Here is a 20,177-nt window from a genome sequence, read left to right as displayed (position 1 = left end):
GATGGGCCGGTTTTTCGTCAACCGTCCGATCTTTGCCATTGTGATCGCCGTCATCACGACGATTGTGGGCCTGATCTCCTATACGCAACTGCCGATCGAACAATATCCCGAGATCGCACCCCCCTCGATCGTGGTGCGCGCCTCTTATCCCGGTGCGGATGCAGAGACGATTGCGGCCACTGTGGCCACACCGCTGGAACAGGAAATCAACGGTGTCGAGGACATGTTGTACCTGTCCTCCTATTCGACCGCCGATGGCTCCATGAGCCTCACGATCACGTTTGAGCTGGGCACGGATCTCGATGCCGCCCAGGTGCTTGTGCAGAACAGGGTGGCAATTGCCGAGCCACGCTTGCCGCAGGAAGTGCGCGCGCTTGGTGTGACCACAACCAAATCCTCCCCGGATCTGATGATGGTTGTGCATATGCTGTCGCCGGACGAAAGCTTCGATCAGCTTTATGTGTCAAACTATGCCCGCTCGCGCGTGCGGGACAGGCTCGTGCGGCTGGATGGCGTCGGCGATTTGCTGATCTTTGGCGAACGCGAGTTTTCGGCGCGGGTCTGGCTGGACCCTGACAAGCTTTCATCGCTGAGCCTGACAGCCGCAGATGTGGTCGACGCACTGCGCGAACAGAATGTCCAGGTGTCGGGTGGCTCGCTCGGTGCGCCCCCCAACGACAGCGACAGTGCCTTTCAGGTCACGATCACAACCCAAGGGCGCCTGCAAAGCCCGCGTGAATTTGGCCGCGTCATCGTCAAGGCTTCTGAGGACGGGCGTGTCGTAAGGGTGCGTGATGTTGCCCGTGTGGAAATCGGCGCGCGCTCCTACGTCAACAACTCCTATCTGAACAACAAACCGGCGGTGGCGCTTGGCATCTTCCAGCGCCCCGGCTCCAACGCCCTGGCCTCCGCTGATGAGATCATCGCGGTCATGGATGAGCTGTCCGAAGACTTCCCCGACGGGTTGGAATACCGCGTCGTCTACAACCCGACCGAATTCATCGCCGCCTCTGTCAACGCCGTCTATGAGACGCTCTTCGAAGCGGTATTGCTGGTGGTGGTGGTCATCATCGTCTTTTTGCAAAGCTGGCGCACAGCGATCATTCCGCTGCTTGCCATTCCGGTGTCCCTGATCGGCACTTTCGCTGTCATGCTGGCCCTTGGCTACACGCTGAACCTGCTGACGCTCTTTGGTCTGATCCTTGCCATTGGCATCGTGGTGGACGACGCCATTGTGGTGGTGGAAAATGTCGAGCGGAATATTTCCCGCGGCATGTCCCCACGCGAGGCCTCCGCCCGCACCATGGATGAGGTTCAAAGCGCGGTCATCGGTACCTCGCTGGTGCTGATTGCGGTCTTTGTGCCCGCCGCACTGGTGCCCGGGATCACCGGACAGTTTTACAAACAATTCGCCGTGACGATCTCGGTCGCGACCGTCATCTCCACCATCAACTCGCTCAGCCTATCGCCCGCGATGGCCGCCGCCATTCTCAAACCGGCCCGCACTGCCCCCTCAAGAAATCCACTGACGATGATCACCACCCCCCTGGCCAATGGGTTCAACAAGGGATTCGACAAAATGTCGAACGGATACAGCAGCATCGTGAGTTTTCTGGTCAGTTCCAGGGCGACCATTGCCGCCTCGCTTGTCGTCTTTGCCGGGCTTTTGGCGACCAGCTATTGGATCAACCAGAAGGTGCCGACAGGGTTCATCCCGGATGCGGATCAGGGTTACGCAATTGTGGTGGTCCAACTGCCCGATGGCGCCTCGCTGGAGCGCACCGACGCAGTGATCCGACAGGCCACGGAGGTGGCGCTCGAAACACCTGGCGTGACAAACGCGGTGGCCTTCGCAGGGTTTTCCGGCGCGACATTTACCAATGCCAGCAATCAGGGCGTCATCTTCACCACCTTTGATAGTTTCGAGACACGGGCAGAAAGCGGGCTGAATGCAGGTGCCATCGTCGGACAGCTCTTTGGCCGGATGCAGTCGCTGCGCGAGGCCTTCATCATTGCCATTGCCCCTCCTGCGGTGCGCGGTGTCGGCACTGGCGGCGGTTTCAAGCTGCAACTGAGGGAGAATGAAAGCGCCGATATGTCCCGCGTGCTGGGCAGCGCCTATGCGATCATGGGGGCATCGGCGCAGTCAGATGCGGTGCAGGGAGTCTTCACCACCTTCTCCGCAGGGTCGCCACAGGTCTATCTGGAGATCGACCGCGTGCGCGCGCAGATGCTGAATGTCCCCATCGGCGAGATATTCGAGACCCTCTCGATCAACCTCGGATCAGCCTACGTGAACGACTTCAACGCCTTTGGCCGGTTGTTTCAGGTGCGCGCGCAGGCAGATGAGCAGTTCCGCCTCGAAGAAGAAGACATCACCGCCCTCAGGGTCAGATCCGCCACCGGCGCGCTGGTGCCCCTTGGCACACTTGTTTCGGTCGTGGATACGGCAGGGCCTTCGCTGGTGCAGCGCTACAACCAACAGGTCTCCGTACCCGTGCAAGGCTCGGCCGCGCCTGGCGTCTCCACCGGCGAAGCACTGATCGCCATGGAAGAGCTTGCTGCCTCTATCGCACCGCCCGGTGTCGATTTCGAATGGACCGAACTTGCGCTGCAGGAACGCAATCAGGGGAACACGGCGGCTTATATCTTTGCCTTCTCGATCCTCTTTGCCTTCCTGTTTCTGGCGGCTCTCTACGAAAGCTGGGCCTTGCCTGTTGCGATTATATTGATCGTGCCCCTTTCCGTCCTCGGCGCGCTTGCCGGGGTTATGTTCCGCGGCATGGACAACAACATCCTGACCCAGGTCGGGCTGATCGTGCTGGTCGGGTTGGCGGCGAAAAACGCCATCCTGATCGTGGAATTTGCCAAGCAGGCACAGGAGGAACGCGGGATGTCACCGGTTGAGGCCGCGATTGACGCCAGCCGTTTGCGCCTGCGCCCCATCCTGATGACGGCCTTTGCCTTCATCCTCGGGGTATTGCCGCTCTTAATTGCGACGGGACCGGGGTCCGAGATGCGTCAGGCTCTGGGCACAGCCGTCTTCTTCGGCATGTCCGGTGTGACGTTCCTGGGGCTGTTCTTCACGCCCGTCTTCTACGTTGCAATCAAAAGCGTCTTTCCGGGAAGGCCCCGCGAGGCATCGTAGGGCCCTCGCGGGTGTCTGCATCTGACACCGGATCCGGATGGGGCCGCGCCGACCCAGACAACGCAAAAAGCCGCGCATCTGGCGCGGCTTTCAAACTTGTCGTCGAAGAAGCGATCTTACTTGATCTTGCCTTCTTTGTATTCAACGTGCTTGCGCGCCACCGGGTCATATTTCCGCACAACCATTTTTTCGGTCATGGTGCGGGCGTTTTTCTTGGTGACGTAGAAATGGCCTGTCCCCGCCGAGGAGTTCAGACGAATCTTGATCGTGGTTGGCTTGGCCATGTTTCTTCTCCTGCTGCAGCGCTCCTCCGGTGAGGGACTGCGTGAATCCTGAAGCCCGGCTTTTAACCAGATAGCCCCCCGAGTCAACCGCAAAAGGCAGGATTTCGGGCTTTGCGACCGGCCAGCAGTCAAAAGGCCAGCACACATATGCGCGCTGGCCGGAACTGCTCGATTATTCGATCACTCTAGGACGTGATGTCGTAGGCCCGTTCGCCGTGCGCGGAGAGATCGAGCCCATTGGTCTCGTCTTCCTCGCTGACGCGCAGTGGCATGACCGCACGCACCACCAGAATGATCAGCACGGTGATGACCAGCGTCCAGATACCGACAACCGCCAGCCCGCCCAACTGCGCGACCCAAGACGCGTGACCAAAGGCGGCCAGCATGATGATGCCGAACATGCCGCCCACGCCATGTACAGCAAAGACATCCAGCGTATCGTCGATCTTGAGCAGGTTTTTCACCACACCGCAAAGCTCCTGACACATGACGCCCGCGACGGCCCCTATGAAGAGCGCCTCAACCGGACCGACCGAGCCGGAGGCCGGGGTGATGGAGGCGAGGCCCGCGATTGTACCGGTGACCATGCCCACGAGGGAGGCCTTGCCATAGCGGAATTTCTCCCAGCTCGCCCATGTCAGCGACGCAGTTGCCGCAGAGATATGCGTGACCGTCAGCGCCATGGCGGCACCGCCGTCTGCGGCCAGTTGCGAGCCGCCGTTGAAGCCGAACCAGCCAACCCAGAGCATCGCGGCCCCGATCATCACCATGCCCGGGTTATGTGGCGGTTGATGTTTGCCTTTGCGCGGCCCCAGCATCGCCGCCAGCACCAGTGCGGCGATGCCTGCGGTCTGGTGCACCACGATGCCACCCGCGAAATCATTCACGCCGTCGGCGAACAGCGACCATTCCGCGCCTGCCAGCAATCCGCCGCCCCAGATCCAATGCGCCACCGGCGCGTAGCAGATCAGCATCCACAGGCTGGAGAAGAGCAGCACGAACCCATATCCGATGCGCTCGACATAAGCACCCACGATCAGCGCCGGTGTGATGATCGCGAAAGTCATCTGGAAGGCAAAGAACAGCACTTCCGGGATGGTGCCCGAGAGGCTGTCAGCATCGACCCCGTTCAGAAAGGCTTTGCCCAGGCCACCCCAATAGGCGTTGCCGTCGCCAAAGGCGATGGAATACCCGGCAGCCAGCCAGAGAATGCTCATCAGGCAGGCAATCGAAAAGCACTGCATGAAAACGCTGAGCACGTTGCGCGCGCGCACTAGCCCGCCGTAAAAAAGCGCCAGACCCGGCAGTGTCATAAAGAGCACCAGTGCCGTGGCCACGATGATCCAGGCGGTATCCGCTCCGTTCATGTCTTTGATCCTTCCCCATATTCAAGTGCGCAACGGGGTGGTGCAAAGACCTGCTGAAATAAACAGCAAAAGGGCGATATGACGCTCAATAAGGGGGCATTTTACGAAGTGATGTAAATTTAGGCATCATGAGGCGCGATGTGACCTAAAATTAAGCGGCATGCGATTGCACCTGCTGTGCCTTACAACTCGACGCGCACCTCATGCATCCAGAGCTTCGCTGGCCGCGACAGCATGAACACCACCACGTCCGCGAGGTCTTCCGGTTCGGTGAAGATGTGGTTCGGCACCTCTTCCCCCGCCTTTGCGAACATGCCCGTGTTGGTGCCCGACTGGTAGAGTCCGGCGATGCGCACGCCGCTTTCCTGCTCATCTTCCTTCAAAACGTCGGTGAAGCCGCGCATGCCGTATTTCGTCGCGGTATAAACCGATTGCCCCGCCTGCGCCACGACGCCGGATTTGGAGATGACGTTGAGCACGGCGGCTTCAGGCTGCGCGCGCAACGTCGGCAGGAACGCGCGGGTCAACTGGATTGTGCCTGTCAGGTTGGTCTGGATTGTGGCCTCGATCATCGCGTCATCGATGCTGTCCAGCGGACCGGTCTTGTGCCAGATGCCTGCGTTATTGATCAGGATGTCGGGCGCGCCCTGCCCGTCCAGAATGGCCTGAACGGTGGTCGCAATCGCTGCCGGGTCCTGCATATCGCAAGAGTAGCTTTGCACCTCTGGCGCGCCTGCCTCGCGCGCATCCGCCTCGGCGCTGGCCAGCCGGTCCGCGTTGCGGCCCAGGATGGCCAGACGGCAACCCTCCGCTGCCAGCTTCAGGCAAATGTGTCGGCCGATGCCGTCGCTGCCGCCTGTGACGACCACCAGTTTATTGTCCAGTTGCATGATCTCTGTCCCTCAAATGTCTATGCGCGGAAGGCCTGTAAGCCGGATTCTGTTCCCCGGATCGCTCCAGTTCGATGACCATTCCTCTTGCCACCCGGTTGCCCGGTAGGCTCTAGCTGCCAACCCGGATCTGCTGGGGCAAAAGCGGCCCTGTCTTGCGACACGCGATCCCTATTTGGCATTGCTCCCGGTGGGGCTTGCCGTGCCGCCCCTGTTACCAGCGGCGCGGTGGGCTCTTACCCCACCGTTTCACCCTTGCCTGCGGGCGGTTTCGGTTGCCCGACCTCTCCGCTGGCGGTTTCATTTCTGTGGCGCTTTCCGTCAGGTTGCCCTGCCCGGGCGTTACCCGGCACCGTTGCTTTTTGGAGTCCGGACTTTCCTCGACACCGGTTGCCCGACGCCGCGGCCATCCGGCCTTCCGCGCAAATTGCAGCTACGCCGGACGCGCATCGGGGTCAATCCAAATCGCGTCACACCGGATCGTGTGCCCACCAGCGATTGTGCACGAGAGGCGCTGCATGATACGCTTGCGCCAAGATCGAACCTACCGCGCAACCGGCATGTTCAAACTGTTTCAACACCATAGGAGACCGAGAATGCAGAACAGACGCAGGTTTTCCATCACGGCACTGGCGACCCTTTTCGGGGTCGGGACGGGCATGGTGCCTGCCGCAGCCAGCACCCGGAACAGGTTCAACCGCGGCATCAACCTGCCAACCTCGCTCAAGCTCAAATATCTTCCTCAGGTCGACATAAGGATGCTGCCCCCTGTGCTCAGCGCGGTGCCGGGGCGGTCAGGTGGGGCCACCCTTAACGGTTTGGTGCGCTGGCCCGCAGGGGGCCGCTCAGCCGAGCTTTACGATCTGACCTTGCCTTTACCTGTTTCCTACGAAGATCGGTCGCACCTGCTTACGCCAACCGTTTCCAAGGCCTTCAGCGGGGCTACGAAAGTGGGATCATTGTACCTCACCGGCGATCCGGCGATCATCTACATTGAGGAGGAGCCCGGCTTGCCCGGCCCCGAGCTTCTGGCCCATAAAAACTATTCCTATGAATTGACATCCACGCCGAAGGCGGCGGACTTACCGGTTCCAAGCGTTTCGAACTTACCTGTTGTCGGATCTCTTTACGTCAAAAAGGAGGACGCCGAACCACCAAGGGTTTTGGTCCTGCTGACCCCGACCATCGTGCAGATCATGTAGCGGGGGCAGACGCGCACCCGGCGGCGATTTCCATATCCTGCGCATCCAGCGGACCGGACGCCGACGGGCGATGCCGCAGGCGAAACGCCTCCAGCAGGCTCTGATCATCCACCGCCGCTGTGAAGCCCACGGCATTTACAATCGCACGAAACACAGTGGCATCGGGGTCACCTGCGGGCGACATCTGCGTCGGGGCGGCAAGCTGTGCTTTCGCCAAGCGCATCCAATCGAACCGGGGACCAGGATCCCCCTTTCGCCCCGGCGCCATGTCGGAATGCCCGATGACATCACCGGGCTGGATCGCCCAGCGCTTCATGATCCCGGCCAGCAGGGTTTCCAAGGCAGCCATTTGCGGTTCTGGAAACGGATGGGTGCCCGCGTTATCGAGCTCGATACCGATGGAGCGTGAGTTGATGTCGGTCTGGTCGCGCCACTCGCCCGCCCCCGCGTGCCACGCCCTCTGCGCCTCTGGAACCAGCTGCGTGATCTCCCCGGTGCGTGCGATTACGTAATGCGCGGAGACTTCAGCCGATGGGTCGCACAGTCGTTCGATGGCAGCCTCGGCGCTCTGCATCGCCGTGTAGTGGATCACGACAATGGATGGGGTCAGCCCGTCCCGCCGCGGGCCGCAATTTGGCGACGAAACCTGCTGCATGGGCCTCAGCCCTGCGACGCCTTACGGAAAGGAGCCGGGTCCCAATCACAGGCATAGCCGTCCCCATCCGGGTCAAGGCCCTTGCGATCCCGCACCGGGCCGCCGCGCTCCAGAAAGTCGATCTGCGCCTGGTCAGAGGACGCATAAGCCGCACAATTTCGCGCCGCCCGCGCCTCGCCCCCAAAGCCGGCCCGCGCATAGACGCTCTGGCCCTTGGGATGTTTGGTCTCTAGTGCAAAGGCGACGATGTTGGGCTGCTCGCCGCCGGAACGGGTCGGCAGCGCCTCGGGCTGTACCACCTCATATTGCGCGCGATTGTTGGCGATGCGCTCAGCGTCACTTTCAATGGTCTGACGTTCGGACACCGCATCAAAATTATTTTCGTCAGAGATGCCGGGATTGTCCAGAGCAAGGGGGGCTGCATTCGTCGGGCTGGCCTGCACCGGCGCCACCCCGGAATTCAACGCGGCGCTATCGGCAGCACCCGGACGTGTCTCATTCAGGATGCGCGTGGTTTCTGCAGCTGTGGCTTCGGCAGACCCCGGCGCGAGTGTCGACGCGGGCGGCAATACCGTGTCCGGCACCCGGTATTGCGGGCCCGCTAGGGCAGCGTCGCGTTGGCGCTGCGCTTCCAATGAGTTGTCGAACCCGATCCCTTGCCCGCTATCGGGAACCTGAGGAGCGCAAGCGGCCATCGCTGCCAGAGCGAGACCCGCGAAATACACACGTGGCGTCATCAGAAAACATGCCTGTCGTTGCTTTTGTTGGCGCGAGATTACCACCATTTTCCGGGCTTGGCCACAAAGCCTGCGGCAGTTTCCAGCGCATAGGCCGCGCTGAGCAGATCGGCCTCGGCCCATGGCCGCCCGATCAGTTGCAGCGCCAGTGGCAGCCCTTTCTTGTCCAACCCTGTGGGCACCGCAATCCCCGGCAGTCCGGCCAGGTTCACCGTGACAGTGAAAACATCGTTGAGATACATGGCAACCGGATCCGCATCCGTCATCTCCCCCAAGCCGAAGGCCGCAGAGGGGGTCGCAGGGGTCAGAATCGCATCAATGCCTTGATCAAAGACCTGTTCAAAGTCGCGCTTGATCAGCGTCCGCACCCGGCGCGCACGGTTGTAATAGGCGTCATAGAACCCCGCAGAGAGCACATAGGTACCGATCATCACACGGCGCTGCACCTCTGGCCCGAACCCTTCAGCACGGGTCTTTTCATACATCTCGGTGATGCCGTCGCCCTGATCGAGCTTGGCCCGGTGGCCATAGCGCACGCCGTCATAGCGCGCGAGGTTCGAGGAGGCCTCGGCAGGCGCAATCACGTAGTAGGCCGGCAGCGCGTATTTTGTGTGCGGCAAGGAAATATCGATGATCTCAGCGCCCGCATCCTTCATCATTGCGATGCCTTCGGCCCAGAGCGTTTCGATCTCATCGGGCATGCCGTCCATACGGTATTCCTTGGGAATGCCGATTTTCTTGCCGCGCACGTCGCCTGTCAGGGCCGCTTCGAAATCGGGCACGGCAAGATCTGCGGAGGTGCTGTCCTTGGGGTCATGACCCGCCATCGCTTCAAGCATGATGGCCGCATCGCGCACCGATTTGGTCATGGGGCCCGCCTGATCCAGAGAGGAGGCAAAAGCCACAATGCCCCAGCGCGAACAGCGCCCGTAGGTCGGCTTGATGCCCACCGTTCCGGTAAACGCCGCAGGTTGACGGATGGAGCCACCGGTGTCAGTACCCGTTGCGGCCAGACAGAGATCAGCCGCGACGGCCGAGGCCGAGCCGCCCGAAGACCCCCCAGGCGTCAACGGCGTTTCATCATTGCCGCGCCGCCAGGGATTGACCACATTGCCATAAACGGAGGTTTCGTTGCTGCTCCCCATGGCGAATTCATCCATATTGAGCTTGCCCAGCACCACCGCCCCGGCATCCGCCAGGTTTTGGCTGACCGTGGATTCATATTCCGGCAGAAACCCTTCCAGGATGCGCGACCCGGCCTGACTGGGCACCCCTCGGGTACAAAACAGATCCTTGATCCCAATCGGCAGCCCGCACATCGACGGGGCATCACCCTGCGCAATCCGCGCATCTGCCGCTGCAGCACGCTCCAGCGCCAGTTCCGGCGTCTTGTGCACAAATGCGTTCAGAACACCGGCAGCATCGATTGCCGTCAGGCAGGCTTCGGTCAGGTCCCTGGATGTCGTCTCACCCGCGCGCAGCGCATCCCGTGCAGCACTCAAGGAAAGCTCGTTCAGCTTGCTCATTATTCGACCACCTTCGGCACCGCAAAAAATCCCTCGCGCGCATCCGGCGCATTCGACAGAATTTTGTCCTGCTGCCCCCCTTCACGCACCTCGTCCACCCGGCGCTTCAGCACTTGGGGCGTCACCGATGTCATCGGATCGACGCCCTCGATTTCCACCTCATTCAATTGTTCGATAAACCCCAGAATGGTGTTGAATTCCCCCGCCAGCGCTGGCAGCGCTTCAGGCTCAACCTTGATCCGGGCCAGCTTGGCCACACGGGCGGCTGTGGTCTCGTCAATGGACATCACGTTTCCTCATCTGCTTGGCATTGGCGTTTAGCGCTATGCGCGCGCCTTGCCAAGACGTGCACGGCGGTAAACCTCGATCATCCAGCCCAGCATCAGACCATTCAGCACATGCCAGGCAAAATGAGTGCCCAATGGCAAACGCGCACAAAGCGGCAAGTCCAGCGTCCTGAAGATCAGTGAGACCACAAGCAGCCCCGCACCCAACGCCAACCCCCGGGCCAGATCAGGATCTCGGTGCCGCAGCAAAATAGCGTAGAACAGGATCAGCACCGGCACCGGCGCATATCCCGCCGACGACCCCAAACCCGGGACCAATTGGAAGATCGGCACAGTCACCGCAGCATAGGGTATGAACAGACATGTCACAGCAAAAGCAGCCCAAAAAGACAACCGCCATCCCACCCGATTGATTGCAAAGATATAGATCAGAATGAAAAGGACGATGGGCAAGACATCCGCCATCCCGGCCCAGACCTGTGCATGCGTATGAAACAGATAGCTGCCCACGCCGATGGCAAAAAGAACGACGCAAAGTAGCCGTGCCAGCAGATCGTTCCCACAACGACGCCACATGTAAAGTGCCGCCAGCACAAAGGCCAGATTGGTCACCGCATTGATCGGCTCCGCCCAATACGCGGGCCCGATCCGCTCACAATACCCATCTACCGCACGTGTCCAATCCACACCCACCCCGCTTTCTTCTGGCCCAAAATATCCCCGCCGGAGGCTCCCCTCGTCCGCAAAACCCCGCTAAACTCGAGATATGGCACAAAGGGAGAGGATCAATGGACATCATCTGGTTGGGACACGGCAGTTTTCGCATCGAAATGGCGGATCAGGTCCTGCTGGTCGATCCCTGGCTGACCGGCAACCCGATGCTGGACGACACCCAGCACGGCGCCGCCACCGAAGGGGCCACCCATATCCTGATCACGCACGGTCATTTTGACCACACGGCAGACGTCGTCGCCCTTGCCCAATCACTATCGGTTCCGGTGGTCGGCATCTATGAGCTGATGAGCCATTTCGAAGAGGCCGACGGCCTCACCACGATCGGCTACAACATGGGCGGCACGGTGCACCTGGGCGATGTTGCTGTCTCTCTGGTGCCTGCGCTGCACTCCAGCACCCTTTCCAGCGCGCCGACGATTTCCGCCGGTCGCGAGGCTGGTTTCATCCTGAAAGCCGAAGGGCACACACTCTACCTCTCCGGTGACACCGGCATCATGGCCGACATGGACTGGATCGGGGATTACTACAAACCCGACATTGGTATTCTGAGCGCAGGGGGCCATTTCACCATGGATATGGCGGGGGCGGCCTATGCCGCCAAACGATACTTCGATTTCAAAACGGTGATCCCCTGCCACTACCGCACCTTCGATCTGCTGGAACAATCAGCGCAGGTGTTGATCGACGGGCTGCCGGGCGTGAATGTGATCGAACCTCAGGTGATGCAGCCCATTTCGCTCTAGGTGTTCAAGATCTGCCGTGATGTGTCACCGCCCGGCGTAAAATTTGGCACGGGTTTCAGACCATCGCTACCTGCGCTGCGCGAAGAAGGCCCGCAGATATGCCTCGGACTCCACTGCTGCAATGCCATCGAACACCTCCGGCGCATGGTGACATTGCGGATGCGAAAAGACCCGCGCACCCTGTGCCACCCCACCTGATTTGGGATCGCTGGCACCGTAATAAAGCCGCGCAATGCGGGCCGCGGAAATCGCCCCCGCGCACATCGCGCAGGGCTCCAGCGTCACGTAGAGCGCGTGATCAACGAGCCGCTCAGATCCCCGCGCCGCACAGGCCTCCCGCAGCGCCAGCATCTCCGCATGGGCGGTCGGATCCTTCAACTCGCGGGTCCGGTTGCCCGCTGCTGCAACGACATCGCCGCGCGGGTCCACAACCACCGCCCCAACGGGCACTTCACCGCGTTTGCCCGCCGCACGGGCTTCCGACAGCGCAAGCTGCATATGCGAATTGAACTCCATGCGCGCCAAATGCCCGCAAACCGTACCCTTTCGCAAGCCCCGCAAACAAGGTAAGGCCAGCCCATGTCAGACATTTCCCAGAACACACCGGCAGGCGACCGCATCGCCAAAGTCCTCAGCCGCGCCGGTGTCGCCAGCCGCCGAGAGGCCGAACGCATGATCGAAGCCGGGCGGGTCCGCGTGAACGGGTCACAGATCAGCTCGCCCGCGCTTAACGTCACGGACAAAGACACCATCACCGTGGACGGCAAACCCATTGCCGCACCGGAACCGCCGCGCCTTTGGCTTTTTCACAAACCCATCGGTCTGGTCAGCACCGACAGCGATGAAAAGGGGCGCGACACAATCTATTCCGCCCTGCCCGAGGACATGCCGCGCGTGATGAGCGTCGGCCGTCTCGACATCAACTCCGAAGGGTTGCTGTTGCTGACCAATGACGGTGGCGTCAAACGCAAGCTGGAATTGCCCGCAACGGGCTGGCTGCGCCGCTACCGCGTGCGGGTGAATGGTCGCCCGACGGATGCGGCCCTTGACCCGCTGCGCAAGGGCGTGACCGTTGACGGCGAAGCCTTTCAGCCGATGGCCGTGACGCTGGACCGTCAGCAGGGCGCCAACGCCTGGCTGACAATTGGTCTGCGCGAAGGGCGTAACCGTGAGATTCGCCGCGCGCTGGCAGAAGTGAACCTGTCGGTGAACCGCCTTATTCGCATCAGCTACGGTCCCTTTCAGCTTGGCGAGCTGAGACAGGGGGACGTGGAAGAGGTCCGGCGCAAAATCGTGCGCGACCAATTGGGACTGGAGCTGGAAGACCCCAGTGGTACGGCTACAAAGAAACCCGCCAAGGTGGCGCGGCAACGCAAGGCCTGCCCGCCCCAGGGCATCCGCAAAACGCCGCCCAACCGCGCCGGGCGCAAGCCTCGCTAGATACAATTGTGATAAAAGCTGTTGTAAATTCCCCCTCACGATCCCACCCCATCGACCTCAAATATGTAAAACCCAAGGCGTGAGGCACATTTATGACAGTCCAGAGGTTCAATGCCCGGCGACGCGATACTAGAACTGGCCAGCCACGCCGCATGAACCTATATTCCGCATAACGTCTGTCTGGGGAGACAACATGACGCCAACAGCATTTCAAAAGGTCGCCTATGTCGCGCTCCTTCTCCTGATGACCGGTGTGGCCGCAGGCCTACTGGGCGGGCTTTAAGTCATGGCAAAACGGTTCGGCGGAAAATACAGCCCGCAAGGGGCTTCGGATACGGAAAAATCCGCGCCGCGCGGGGCCTTTACCGGCGCAAAAGTCGATCCGGTTGGGGCACGCGCCAACCTGATGTTTCTGCCAGCCATCGTGCTGGTGTTCATGTCACTGGTCCAGGGCGCACTTGGTCTGACGTTCGGATTGCTGGGCGCCGCTGCGATGAGCCTTGGGGCCTGGCTTTTGCGCGGGGGTCTGATCGCGGAAGCCGCATATCATAGCCGAAAGGTCGCACGCCGCCCCGCCTTGCCGCGCAAGTGTTTTGCCGCCGCGCTGGCGGGCATTGGTACGGCTCTTGCCGCTCTCAGCCATGGCGGCGGGCTTGTAGCGGCTGTTCTTTTTGGCGCGGCGGCCACCGGACTGCATCTGGCAGCCTTTGGCATTGATCCACTGAAGAGCAAGGGTATGGAAGGCATCGACACCTTTCAACAGGACCGGGTCGCCAAGGTCGTCGATGAGGCCGAAGCGCACATGGCCGCGATGAACGACGCACTCAAACGCTCCGGCAACCTGCGCGTGATGACTCGGATGCAGCAGTTCCAGACCGTCGTGCGCGACCTTATCCGCACCGTGGAGGAAGACCCGCGCGACCTGACAGCGGCCCGCAAATATCTTGGCGTCTATCTGCTGGGCGCGCGCGACGCGAGCGTCAAATTCGCCGACATCTATGCCCGCACGCAAGACACCCAGGCCCGCGATGATTACCTGTCGCTGCTGGATGATCTGGAACGCAATTTCACCGACCGCACCAAAAAGATGCTGCTGGACGATCACAGCGATCTGACGGTCGAAATCGAGGTCCTTCGGGACCGTCTGCAACGCGAAGGCGTGCGTCTGGACTGACGCGCCGACAACAAAAGGATCAACCAGTATGACCGAGACGACACGCGCAAAAGCAACCGAGGCGCTCAAGATGGTGGAAGAGGTGACCGCCGTCGTGCTGCCAGACCCTGTCGAGGCCAATGCCATCGTGCCCCTGGCGGATGCGGATGAGCCGGTGAGTGCGGAAATCTCGAAACGCATCGCTGAGATCGACATGTCGAACACGCAGTCGATCGTCTCTTTTGGGTCACGGGCACAAGTGGAACTGCAGGAAATCAGCCAGGCCATGTTGGGCGGCGTGCGCAACAAGGATGTGGGCCCCGCGGGCGATAGCCTGCGCAACATCGTCACCACCATCCGTGGCTTTTCCATCTCCGAGCTTGATGTCCGCCGCGACCGCAGCTGGTGGGAAAAACTGTTGGGCAAGGCCGCACCTTTCGCCAAATTCACCGCCCGGTTTGAAGAAGTGCAGGGCCAGATCGACCGGATCACAGATGATCTGCTGACCCATGAGCACACCCTGCTCAAGGACATCAAATCGCTCGACATGCTCTATGAAAAGACGCTGCAATTCTACGACGAGCTGGCGCTCTACATCGCTGCGGGTGAGGAAAAGCTGCGCGATCTCGATGAAAACGTGATCCCGGCAAAGGCCGCTGAAGTCGACAAGGCCGCGGAGAACGATCAGGTGATGGTTGCGCAAGAGCTGCGCGATCTGCGGGCGGCGCGTGACGATCTGGAACGCCGGGTGCACGACCTGAAACTGACCCGTCAGGTGACCATGCAGTCGCTGCCCTCAATCCGGCTGGTGCAGGAGAATGACAAATCGCTCGTCACCAAGATCAACTCGACACTGGTCAACACCGTACCGCTCTGGGAAACCCAGCTGGCACAGGCGGTCACCATCCAACGGAGCGCCGAGGCCGCCAAGGCCGTACGGCAGGCCAATGATCTGACCAATGAGCTGCTGACCGCCAATGCCAAGAACCTGCGTGACAGCAACAAGATCATCCGCGAGGAGATGGAGCGCGGCGTCTTTGACATCGAAGCGGTGAAACAGGCCAACGCCGACCTCATTGGCACCATCGAAGAAAGCCTGCAGATCGCGGACGAAGGCAAAGCGCGCCGCGCGGCCGCCGAAACCGAGCTGCAAGAGATGGAGACGAAGTTGCGTGACACTCTCGCCAGTGCCAAATCGCGCGGCGACGGGGTCGGGGATACGGCCAGCACCTCCGTGCCGAATTGATCTGACGTGGCGCTGGGGCGGAGACTTTTGCGTGCAAGCGCGTTGATTGTGGCAGGCGCCGCCTTGATCGCCTGTGACATGGCGCAGCCCGTTGCCGCAGTCAAAACACCCCGCGCCCGGCCCACCGATCTGGCGGAAACACAGCTGCGCCCGACCTCCGAGGCCAGCGCCGCGTTGCGCAGTTACCTGGTGCAGGTGCAAGCCGCGCAGCTGAACCAGGGGTTGCTGCGCGAGGACGGCGGTGGGCCGGATACGCCCTTCACCGCCGATATGCTGGCGCGCAATTTTGAACGGATCGTGTTTTTCAATGAATATGCGCAGGCGCTGCAGGGACGCGGCGGGGAAAGCCCCTTGCGCCGTTGGGACGCGCCTGTGCGCGTCGGCATCGTCTTTGGACAAAGTGTGCCCCCCTCGCAGCGCGCCAGTGACGGTGCGGCCATTCGCAGCTATGCGCGCAGGTTGGGGCAGATTTCCGGGCATCCGATCAGCACCTTCGGCAACCCGAATTTCATCGTGATCGTGGCGAGCGAAGATGACAGAAGCGATGCCCTGGACACGGCTGCCGCGCGGGTGCCCGGGATCACGCCGGAAAGCCTGAATGCGCTGCGCAGTCTCTCGCGCGATACCTATTGTGCGGTTGCAGCCTATGCCGCGGGGTCGGATGCCAATACCTATACCGCCGCCGTGGCAATCATCCGCGCGGAAAATCCGAGCCTCTTGCGGCTCAGCTGCATTCACGAGGAAATGGCGCAGGGCCTTGGCCTGGCCAATGACAGCCGCGACGCGCGCCCGTCGATCTTCAACGATGACGACGAATTTGCATTGCTCACCAAACATGACGCATTGCTGCTCAAAATGCTCTACGACCCCCGGCTCGAGGCCGGTATGAGCGCCGCCGAAGCGGCCCCCATCACGCGGATCATTGCGCGCGAACTCAAAAGCGGCCCGCTCTAAGGCCACTAGGTAAAGGACTGACGGATATGGGTATTTTTGACTTTCTCTCGGGCGAATTCATCGATGTCATCCACTGGACGGATGACACCCGCGACACAATGGTCTGGCGGTTCGAACGTGAGGGGCATGAGATCAAATACGGTGCCAAACTGACGGTGCGCGAAGGGCAAGCGGCGGTCTTTGTGCATGAAGGGCAGTTGGCGGATGTCTTTACCCCCGGCCTCTATATGCTGGAGACCAACAACATGCCGATCATGACCACGCTGCAGCACTGGGACCATGGCTTCCGCTCGCCGTTCAAATCGGAAATCTACTTTGTTAACACCACGCGGTTCAACGATCTGAAATGGGGCACGAAGAACCCCATCATCTGCCGCGATCCGGAGTTCGGTCCGGTGCGGCTGCGCGCCTTCGGCACCTATTCGATCAAGGTTTCGGACCCGGCAAAGTTCCTTGTGGAAATCGTCGGCACAGATGGCGAATTCACCATGGATGAGATCAGCTTTCAGATCCGCAATATCCTGGTGCAAGAGTTCTCCCGCACCCTCGCACGGGCGGGCATTCCGGTGATGGATATGGCCGCAAATACCCGCGAATTGGGCAAGCTGGTGGGCGGCGAGATCACGGCACAGCTGGCCGAATACGGGCTCTCCATGCCGGAGCTTTACATCGAAAACATCTCGCTGCCTCCTGCGGTCGAGGAGGTGATGGACAAGCGATCCTCCATGGGGGTGATCGGCAATCTGAACGAATATATGCAGTTTCAGGCCGCTGAAGCCTTGGGCCGCGAAGGCGCTGGGGCCGCTGCCATACAGGCAGGCCTTGGTGCAGGTCTGGGCATGCAAATCGGACATGCGGCCGCGGCTCAGGGCCCGTGGGGCGCGCGCGCCGGGACCCCGGCTGCCGCTCCGCCGCCGCCCCCCGTCGAGCACGTCTGGCATGTGGCCGAAAACGGCCAAACCAAGGGCCCTTTTTCCAAGGCTGCTTTGGGCCGCATGGCCACAGAAGGCGCATTGACCCGCGAAAGCATGGTCTGGACCCCCGGTCAGGATGGGTGGCTGCGTGCCGAAGACGTGGCCGAACTGGCGCAGCTCTTTACCGTTCTGCCGCCCCCACCCCCGCCGCCCGGAGCCTGATCCATGAGGCCCAGCTTCGGACCACCGCCCCCCATTTATCGCAGCATCGTCAAGGTTTTACACTGGACGGCGCTGGCGTTTGTGGTGGCCGCGCTGTTTTACGGCAATGTGCCGGTGGTCAAATGGGGCCTATTGGTCACCGCCGTGCTGTGGTCGGTTGGCTACGGCAGCTTTGGCCTGCTGTGCACACCGGGCCCGGTTCTGACGGGGATTTTGCGCAAGGGCTTTGTGCCACTGCATATTGCCATGCTGATCCTGCTGGATGTCACTGCCCTGATGCTCTTGAATGCCGATCCCGGGCCATTGACCGGCGCTCTGCGCACGGTGACGGTGCTGACCCTCGGCGCGGGCCTCTTGCACGGGATTTTTCACCTGTGGCGTCATACCGCTCTGGGCGATGGTGCCCTGCGCAATATGACGCCGCGCTTCATGCACAATATGCTTTGAATGATGACAACTGCGCCCTCCGCCCCACTGGCCGATCACCATTTCCCCTGCGACAATTGCGGTGCCGATCTGCGATTTGATCCAAAGGGCCGGCAACTGACCTGCGATCACTGCGGCAATCACCAATCGCTCGACAGCGGCCCGTGGGGCACCCCGCAGATCAGGGAGCTGGATTTCAACAGCGCCCTGCGCGACAATCTACCGGCGGTAGAGATGGAGGAGACGCGCGTCTCCAAATGTCCGAACTGTGCCGCTGAGGTCGAATTTGACGCAGAGCTTCATGCCACGGAGTGCCCGTTCTGCGCCACGCCTGTGGTCACCGACACCGGCAGCCACCGCCATATCAAACCACGCGGTGTGCTGCCCTTTGCGCTGGACGAGGAAACCGCGCGCGAGGCCATGACCGATTGGTTGGGGGGCCTGTGGTTTGCGCCGGGCGGGTTGCAGGAATACGCCCGCAAAGGTCGGAAAATGCAGGGTATTTACGTCCCATATTGGACCTTTGATGCGGATACGAAATCCTCCTACACCGGTGAACGCGGCACGATCTACTATGAAACCCGCACTGTCATGCGGGGCGAGCGGCAGCAAAAGGTCCGTGTGCCAAAGGTGCGCTGGCGGGCGGCGCGGGGCCGGGTTGCGCGATTTTTCGATGACGTTCTTGTGCTGGCCTCACGCTCCCTGCCCAAGCGTTTCACCGATGCGCTGGAACCCTGGGACCTGGGCGGATTGGAACCCTATGCGCCCGAATTCCTCGCCGGTTTCAGGGCCGAAGGCTACGCGGTGGCACTGGAGGACGGGTTTGGTGAGGCACGTCAGAAGATGGACCAGGTGATCGCCCGCGACATCCGCTTCGACATCGGCGGCGACCGCCAGCGCATCCACCAGGTACAGACCGATGTGCGTGATGTGACCTTCAAGCACATCTTGCTGCCGGTCTGGCTCGCCGCCTACAAGTATCGCGGCGAGACCTACCGGTTTGTGGTCAACGGCAGCACTGGAAAGGTGCAGGGTGAACGCCCCTGGTCGACCATCAAGATCGCCTTTGCAATCCTGATCGGAGCCGTCATCGCAGCGGGTGTGGGATACGGGGTGGCGATGAACCAATGACGGATATTGAAACGCTCCAGAACCTGCTGAGCACCCGCTATTCCTGCCGCGCCTTCCGCTCTGATCCCGTGCCGGGCGAGACAATCCATCAGATCATCGATGCGGCACGCCATGTACCCTCATGGTGCAACGCGCAACCTTGGCAGCTCATTGTCACAGAGCCAGCGGCGACAGAAAAGTTCCGCAAGGCGCTGCAAGAGGAGGCTGCAAAGGGATCCCCCAGGCTCGACCTGCCGGGTCCCGACGGCTACCCTGGCGTTTATGGCGATCGTCGTCGCACCTGCGGCTGGCAGCTTTACGATGCGGTGGGTGTGCAAAAAGGGGATCGCGCGGCATCCGGCGCGCAGATGATGCGAAATTTTGCCCTTTTTGACGCACCACATGTGGCCATCATTTCCAGCCCACGCGCATTGGGGGGATATGGTGCGATGGACACCGGCGGATTTGTCACCGCCTTTACCCTGGCCGCTCGGGCGCTTGGGGTGGACAGCATCGCGCAGGCGGCTGTGGCCTCCTACGCGGATTTTGTGCGCAGGCATTTCGAAATTTCAGACGACAGAATGATCCTCTGCGCGATCTCCTTTGGCTACGCCGACCCCGACCACCCCGCCAACAGCTTCAGGACCGAGCGCGCATCGCTCAGTGAAATTATGGAGGTCCGCTCGTGAGAGCCCTGATCCAGCGGGTGACACAGGCAAGCGTCACGGTCGAGGGTACAAGCGTTGGAGAGATCGGCGCCGGTCTGCTGATCCTCGTCTGCGCCATGCCGGGGGATGACTTTGACACCGCCAGGGCTTTGGCTGCAAAGGTCTCCAAGCTGCGCATCTTCCATGACGCCGCGGGCAAGATGAACCTGTCGCTGGCGCAGACCGGGGGTGCCGCGCTCGTCGTCAGCCAGTTCACGCTCGCCGCCGACACGTCTCGCGGGAACAGGCCTGGCTTTTCCGGCGCCGCCAAACCCGATGAGGCAGAGACGCATTATCTGCATTTCGCCCATTGCCTGCGCGAGTTTAACATCCCCACCGAAACCGGTCGCTTTGGCGCCGAGATGAAAGTGGCCCTCATCAATGACGGGCCCGTCACCATCTGGCTCGACACCGATGCCCCCTGAACAGGA

At 61.2% G+C, this 20,177-nt stretch carries 21 protein-coding genes and 1 other RNA gene; 12 read left to right on the top strand and 10 right to left on the bottom strand.

What is annotated here, in order from left to right; genetic code table 11:
- Position 1: 1 nt before the first annotated feature.
- Positions 2 to 3,148, top strand: coding sequence for an efflux RND transporter permease subunit (locus tag Q1A20_RS23355; protein ID WP_299919049.1), 3,147 nt, complete (start codon positions 2 to 4; stop codon positions 3,146 to 3,148).
- A gap of 116 nt (positions 3,149 to 3,264) precedes the next feature.
- On the opposite strand, the gene rpmG is transcribed toward Q1A20_RS23355, so the two are convergent.
- The 4 genes from rpmG to rnpB all read right to left on the bottom strand — a co-directional run bounded on the left by rpmG (position 3,265) and on the right by rnpB (position 6,111).
- Positions 3,265 to 3,432, bottom strand: coding sequence for a 50S ribosomal protein L33 (gene rpmG / locus Q1A20_RS23350; RefSeq protein ID WP_011454349.1), 168 nt, complete (start codon positions 3,430 to 3,432; stop codon positions 3,265 to 3,267).
- Positions 3,433 to 3,617: 185 nt separating this feature from the next.
- Complete coding sequence (locus Q1A20_RS23345) at positions 3,618 to 4,799, bottom strand: ammonium transporter (protein WP_299919046.1); 1,182 nt, start codon at positions 4,797 to 4,799, stop codon at positions 3,618 to 3,620.
- 182 nt (positions 4,800 to 4,981) lie between these two features.
- Positions 4,982 to 5,689: an SDR family oxidoreductase gene (locus Q1A20_RS23340; protein ID WP_299406516.1), complete on the bottom strand. Its 708-nt coding sequence runs from the start codon at positions 5,687 to 5,689 to the stop codon at positions 4,982 to 4,984.
- Between the two features lie 22 nt (positions 5,690 to 5,711).
- An RNA gene (rnpB, locus tag Q1A20_RS23335) (RNase P RNA component class A) lies at positions 5,712 to 6,111 on the bottom strand.
- Positions 6,112 to 6,285: 174 nt separating this feature from the next.
- Between rnpB and Q1A20_RS23330 the strand changes: the two genes are divergently transcribed.
- Positions 6,286 to 6,891 (top strand): hypothetical protein, encoded by a 606-nt coding sequence (locus Q1A20_RS23330; protein WP_299406518.1) that lies wholly within the window; start codon positions 6,286 to 6,288, stop codon positions 6,889 to 6,891.
- Here Q1A20_RS23330 and Q1A20_RS23325 read toward each other — a convergent pair.
- From Q1A20_RS23325 to Q1A20_RS23305, 5 genes are read right to left on the bottom strand one after another with little or no spacing between them, the layout of a single operon-like run.
- Positions 6,884 to 7,546, bottom strand: coding sequence for an N-acetylmuramoyl-L-alanine amidase (locus tag Q1A20_RS23325; protein ID WP_299406521.1), 663 nt, complete (start codon positions 7,544 to 7,546; stop codon positions 6,884 to 6,886). The genes Q1A20_RS23330 and Q1A20_RS23325 overlap by 8 nt on opposite strands.
- Before the next feature lie 5 nt (positions 7,547 to 7,551).
- Entirely contained in the window at positions 7,552 to 8,283 is a 732-nt protein-coding gene (locus Q1A20_RS23320) for a hypothetical protein (RefSeq protein WP_299406524.1), read from the bottom strand.
- Between the two features lie 38 nt (positions 8,284 to 8,321).
- Positions 8,322 to 9,809 carry an Asp-tRNA(Asn)/Glu-tRNA(Gln) amidotransferase subunit GatA gene (gene gatA / locus Q1A20_RS23315; protein WP_299919041.1) on the bottom strand — a complete coding sequence of 496 codons (1,488 nt, stop codon included), beginning with the start codon at positions 9,807 to 9,809 and terminating at the stop codon, positions 8,322 to 8,324.
- Positions 9,809 to 10,096: an Asp-tRNA(Asn)/Glu-tRNA(Gln) amidotransferase subunit GatC gene (gatC, locus tag Q1A20_RS23310; protein WP_299919038.1), complete on the bottom strand. Its 288-nt coding sequence runs from the start codon at positions 10,094 to 10,096 to the stop codon at positions 9,809 to 9,811. The genes gatA and gatC overlap by 1 nt, the downstream gene beginning before the upstream one ends.
- Before the next feature lie 36 nt (positions 10,097 to 10,132).
- A complete protein-coding gene (locus Q1A20_RS23305) occupies positions 10,133 to 10,783 on the bottom strand; it encodes a ceramidase domain-containing protein (RefSeq protein WP_299919035.1) in 651 nt (216 codons plus the stop codon).
- Positions 10,784 to 10,884: 101 nt separating this feature from the next.
- On the opposite strand from Q1A20_RS23305, the gene Q1A20_RS23300 reads away from it, so the two are divergent.
- Positions 10,885 to 11,574, top strand: coding sequence for a metal-dependent hydrolase (locus Q1A20_RS23300; protein ID WP_299919032.1), 690 nt, complete (start codon positions 10,885 to 10,887; stop codon positions 11,572 to 11,574).
- Between the two features lie 66 nt (positions 11,575 to 11,640).
- Here the strand turns inward: Q1A20_RS23300 and Q1A20_RS23295 are convergent, their stop codons facing one another.
- Positions 11,641 to 12,090 (bottom strand): nucleoside deaminase, encoded by a 450-nt coding sequence (locus Q1A20_RS23295; protein WP_299406537.1) that lies wholly within the window; start codon positions 12,088 to 12,090, stop codon positions 11,641 to 11,643.
- Positions 12,091 to 12,153: 63 nt separating this feature from the next.
- On the opposite strand from Q1A20_RS23295, the gene Q1A20_RS23290 reads away from it, so the two are divergent.
- The 9 genes from Q1A20_RS23290 to dtd all read left to right on the top strand — a co-directional run bounded on the left by Q1A20_RS23290 (position 12,154) and on the right by dtd (position 20,171).
- Complete coding sequence (locus tag Q1A20_RS23290) at positions 12,154 to 13,014, top strand: pseudouridine synthase (protein ID WP_299919028.1); 861 nt, start codon at positions 12,154 to 12,156, stop codon at positions 13,012 to 13,014.
- A gap of 286 nt (positions 13,015 to 13,300) precedes the next feature.
- Positions 13,301 to 14,188 carry a 5-bromo-4-chloroindolyl phosphate hydrolysis family protein gene (locus Q1A20_RS23285; RefSeq protein WP_299406542.1) on the top strand — a complete coding sequence of 296 codons (888 nt, stop codon included), beginning with the start codon at positions 13,301 to 13,303 and terminating at the stop codon, positions 14,186 to 14,188.
- A 28-nt stretch (positions 14,189 to 14,216) separates the two neighbouring features.
- Positions 14,217 to 15,413 carry a toxic anion resistance protein gene (locus Q1A20_RS23280; RefSeq protein ID WP_299406545.1) on the top strand — a complete coding sequence of 399 codons (1,197 nt, stop codon included), beginning with the start codon at positions 14,217 to 14,219 and terminating at the stop codon, positions 15,411 to 15,413.
- 45 nt (positions 15,414 to 15,458) lie between these two features.
- Positions 15,459 to 16,367, top strand: a complete 909-nt coding sequence (locus tag Q1A20_RS23275) for a DUF2927 domain-containing protein (RefSeq protein ID WP_299919071.1) — start codon at positions 15,459 to 15,461, stop codon at positions 16,365 to 16,367.
- 26 nt (positions 16,368 to 16,393) lie between these two features.
- Positions 16,394 to 17,503: an SPFH domain-containing protein gene (locus Q1A20_RS23270; protein WP_299406550.1), complete on the top strand. Its 1,110-nt coding sequence runs from the start codon at positions 16,394 to 16,396 to the stop codon at positions 17,501 to 17,503.
- A 3-nt stretch (positions 17,504 to 17,506) separates the two neighbouring features.
- The gene (locus Q1A20_RS23265) at positions 17,507 to 17,950 is read left to right on the top strand and encodes a hypothetical protein (RefSeq protein WP_299406553.1); all 444 of its coding nucleotides are present in this window, start codon (positions 17,507 to 17,509) and stop codon (positions 17,948 to 17,950) included.
- Positions 17,951 to 17,953: 3 nt separating this feature from the next.
- Positions 17,954 to 19,060, top strand: a complete 1,107-nt coding sequence (locus tag Q1A20_RS23260; RefSeq protein WP_299406658.1) for a primosomal protein N' (replication factor Y) - superfamily II helicase — start codon at positions 17,954 to 17,956, stop codon at positions 19,058 to 19,060.
- Positions 19,057 to 19,728, top strand: a complete 672-nt coding sequence (locus Q1A20_RS23255) for a nitroreductase (protein WP_299406555.1) — start codon at positions 19,057 to 19,059, stop codon at positions 19,726 to 19,728. The genes Q1A20_RS23260 and Q1A20_RS23255 overlap by 4 nt, the downstream gene beginning before the upstream one ends.
- Positions 19,725 to 20,171 carry a D-aminoacyl-tRNA deacylase gene (gene dtd, locus Q1A20_RS23250; protein WP_299406558.1) on the top strand — a complete coding sequence of 149 codons (447 nt, stop codon included), beginning with the start codon at positions 19,725 to 19,727 and terminating at the stop codon, positions 20,169 to 20,171. The genes Q1A20_RS23255 and dtd overlap by 4 nt, the downstream gene beginning before the upstream one ends.
- Positions 20,172 to 20,177 lie beyond the last annotated feature (6 nt).

Source organism: uncultured Roseobacter sp. (genome assembly GCF_947501835.1).
Classification (GTDB): domain Bacteria; phylum Pseudomonadota; class Alphaproteobacteria; order Rhodobacterales; family Rhodobacteraceae; genus Roseobacter.
This window is presented reverse-complemented; position numbering and strand designations above follow the sequence as displayed.

Bases quoted from the DNA above. Each gene is read 5' to 3' on its own strand.
- Q1A20_RS23355 (WP_299919049.1), top strand. From the start codon at position 2: ATGGGCCGGTTTTTCGTCAACCGTCCGATCTTTGCCATTGTGATCGCC.
- rpmG (WP_011454349.1), bottom strand. From the start codon at position 3,432: ATGGCCAAGCCAACCACGATCAAGATTCGTCTGAACTCCTCGGCGGGG.
- Q1A20_RS23345 (WP_299919046.1), bottom strand. From the start codon at position 4,799: ATGAACGGAGCGGATACCGCCTGGATCATCGTGGCCACGGCACTGGTG.
- Q1A20_RS23340 (WP_299406516.1), bottom strand. From the start codon at position 5,689: ATGCAACTGGACAATAAACTGGTGGTCGTCACAGGCGGCAGCGACGGC.
- Q1A20_RS23330 (WP_299406518.1), top strand. From the start codon at position 6,286: ATGCAGAACAGACGCAGGTTTTCCATCACGGCACTGGCGACCCTTTTC.
- Q1A20_RS23325 (WP_299406521.1), bottom strand. From the start codon at position 7,546: ATGCAGCAGGTTTCGTCGCCAAATTGCGGCCCGCGGCGGGACGGGCTG.
- Q1A20_RS23320 (WP_299406524.1), bottom strand. From the start codon at position 8,283: ATGACGCCACGTGTGTATTTCGCGGGTCTCGCTCTGGCAGCGATGGCC.
- gatA (WP_299919041.1), bottom strand. From the start codon at position 9,809: ATGAGCAAGCTGAACGAGCTTTCCTTGAGTGCTGCACGGGATGCGCTG.
- gatC (WP_299919038.1), bottom strand. From the start codon at position 10,096: ATGTCCATTGACGAGACCACAGCCGCCCGTGTGGCCAAGCTGGCCCGG.
- Q1A20_RS23300 (WP_299919032.1), top strand. From the start codon at position 10,885: ATGGACATCATCTGGTTGGGACACGGCAGTTTTCGCATCGAAATGGCG.
- Q1A20_RS23295 (WP_299406537.1), bottom strand. From the start codon at position 12,090: ATGGAGTTCAATTCGCATATGCAGCTTGCGCTGTCGGAAGCCCGTGCG.
- Q1A20_RS23290 (WP_299919028.1), top strand. From the start codon at position 12,154: ATGTCAGACATTTCCCAGAACACACCGGCAGGCGACCGCATCGCCAAA.
- Q1A20_RS23285 (WP_299406542.1), top strand. From the start codon at position 13,301: ATGGCAAAACGGTTCGGCGGAAAATACAGCCCGCAAGGGGCTTCGGAT.
- Q1A20_RS23280 (WP_299406545.1), top strand. From the start codon at position 14,217: ATGACCGAGACGACACGCGCAAAAGCAACCGAGGCGCTCAAGATGGTG.
- Q1A20_RS23270 (WP_299406550.1), top strand. From the start codon at position 16,394: ATGGGTATTTTTGACTTTCTCTCGGGCGAATTCATCGATGTCATCCAC.
- Q1A20_RS23265 (WP_299406553.1), top strand. From the start codon at position 17,507: ATGAGGCCCAGCTTCGGACCACCGCCCCCCATTTATCGCAGCATCGTC.
- Q1A20_RS23260 (WP_299406658.1), top strand. From the start codon at position 17,954: ATGACAACTGCGCCCTCCGCCCCACTGGCCGATCACCATTTCCCCTGC.
- Q1A20_RS23255 (WP_299406555.1), top strand. From the start codon at position 19,057: ATGACGGATATTGAAACGCTCCAGAACCTGCTGAGCACCCGCTATTCC.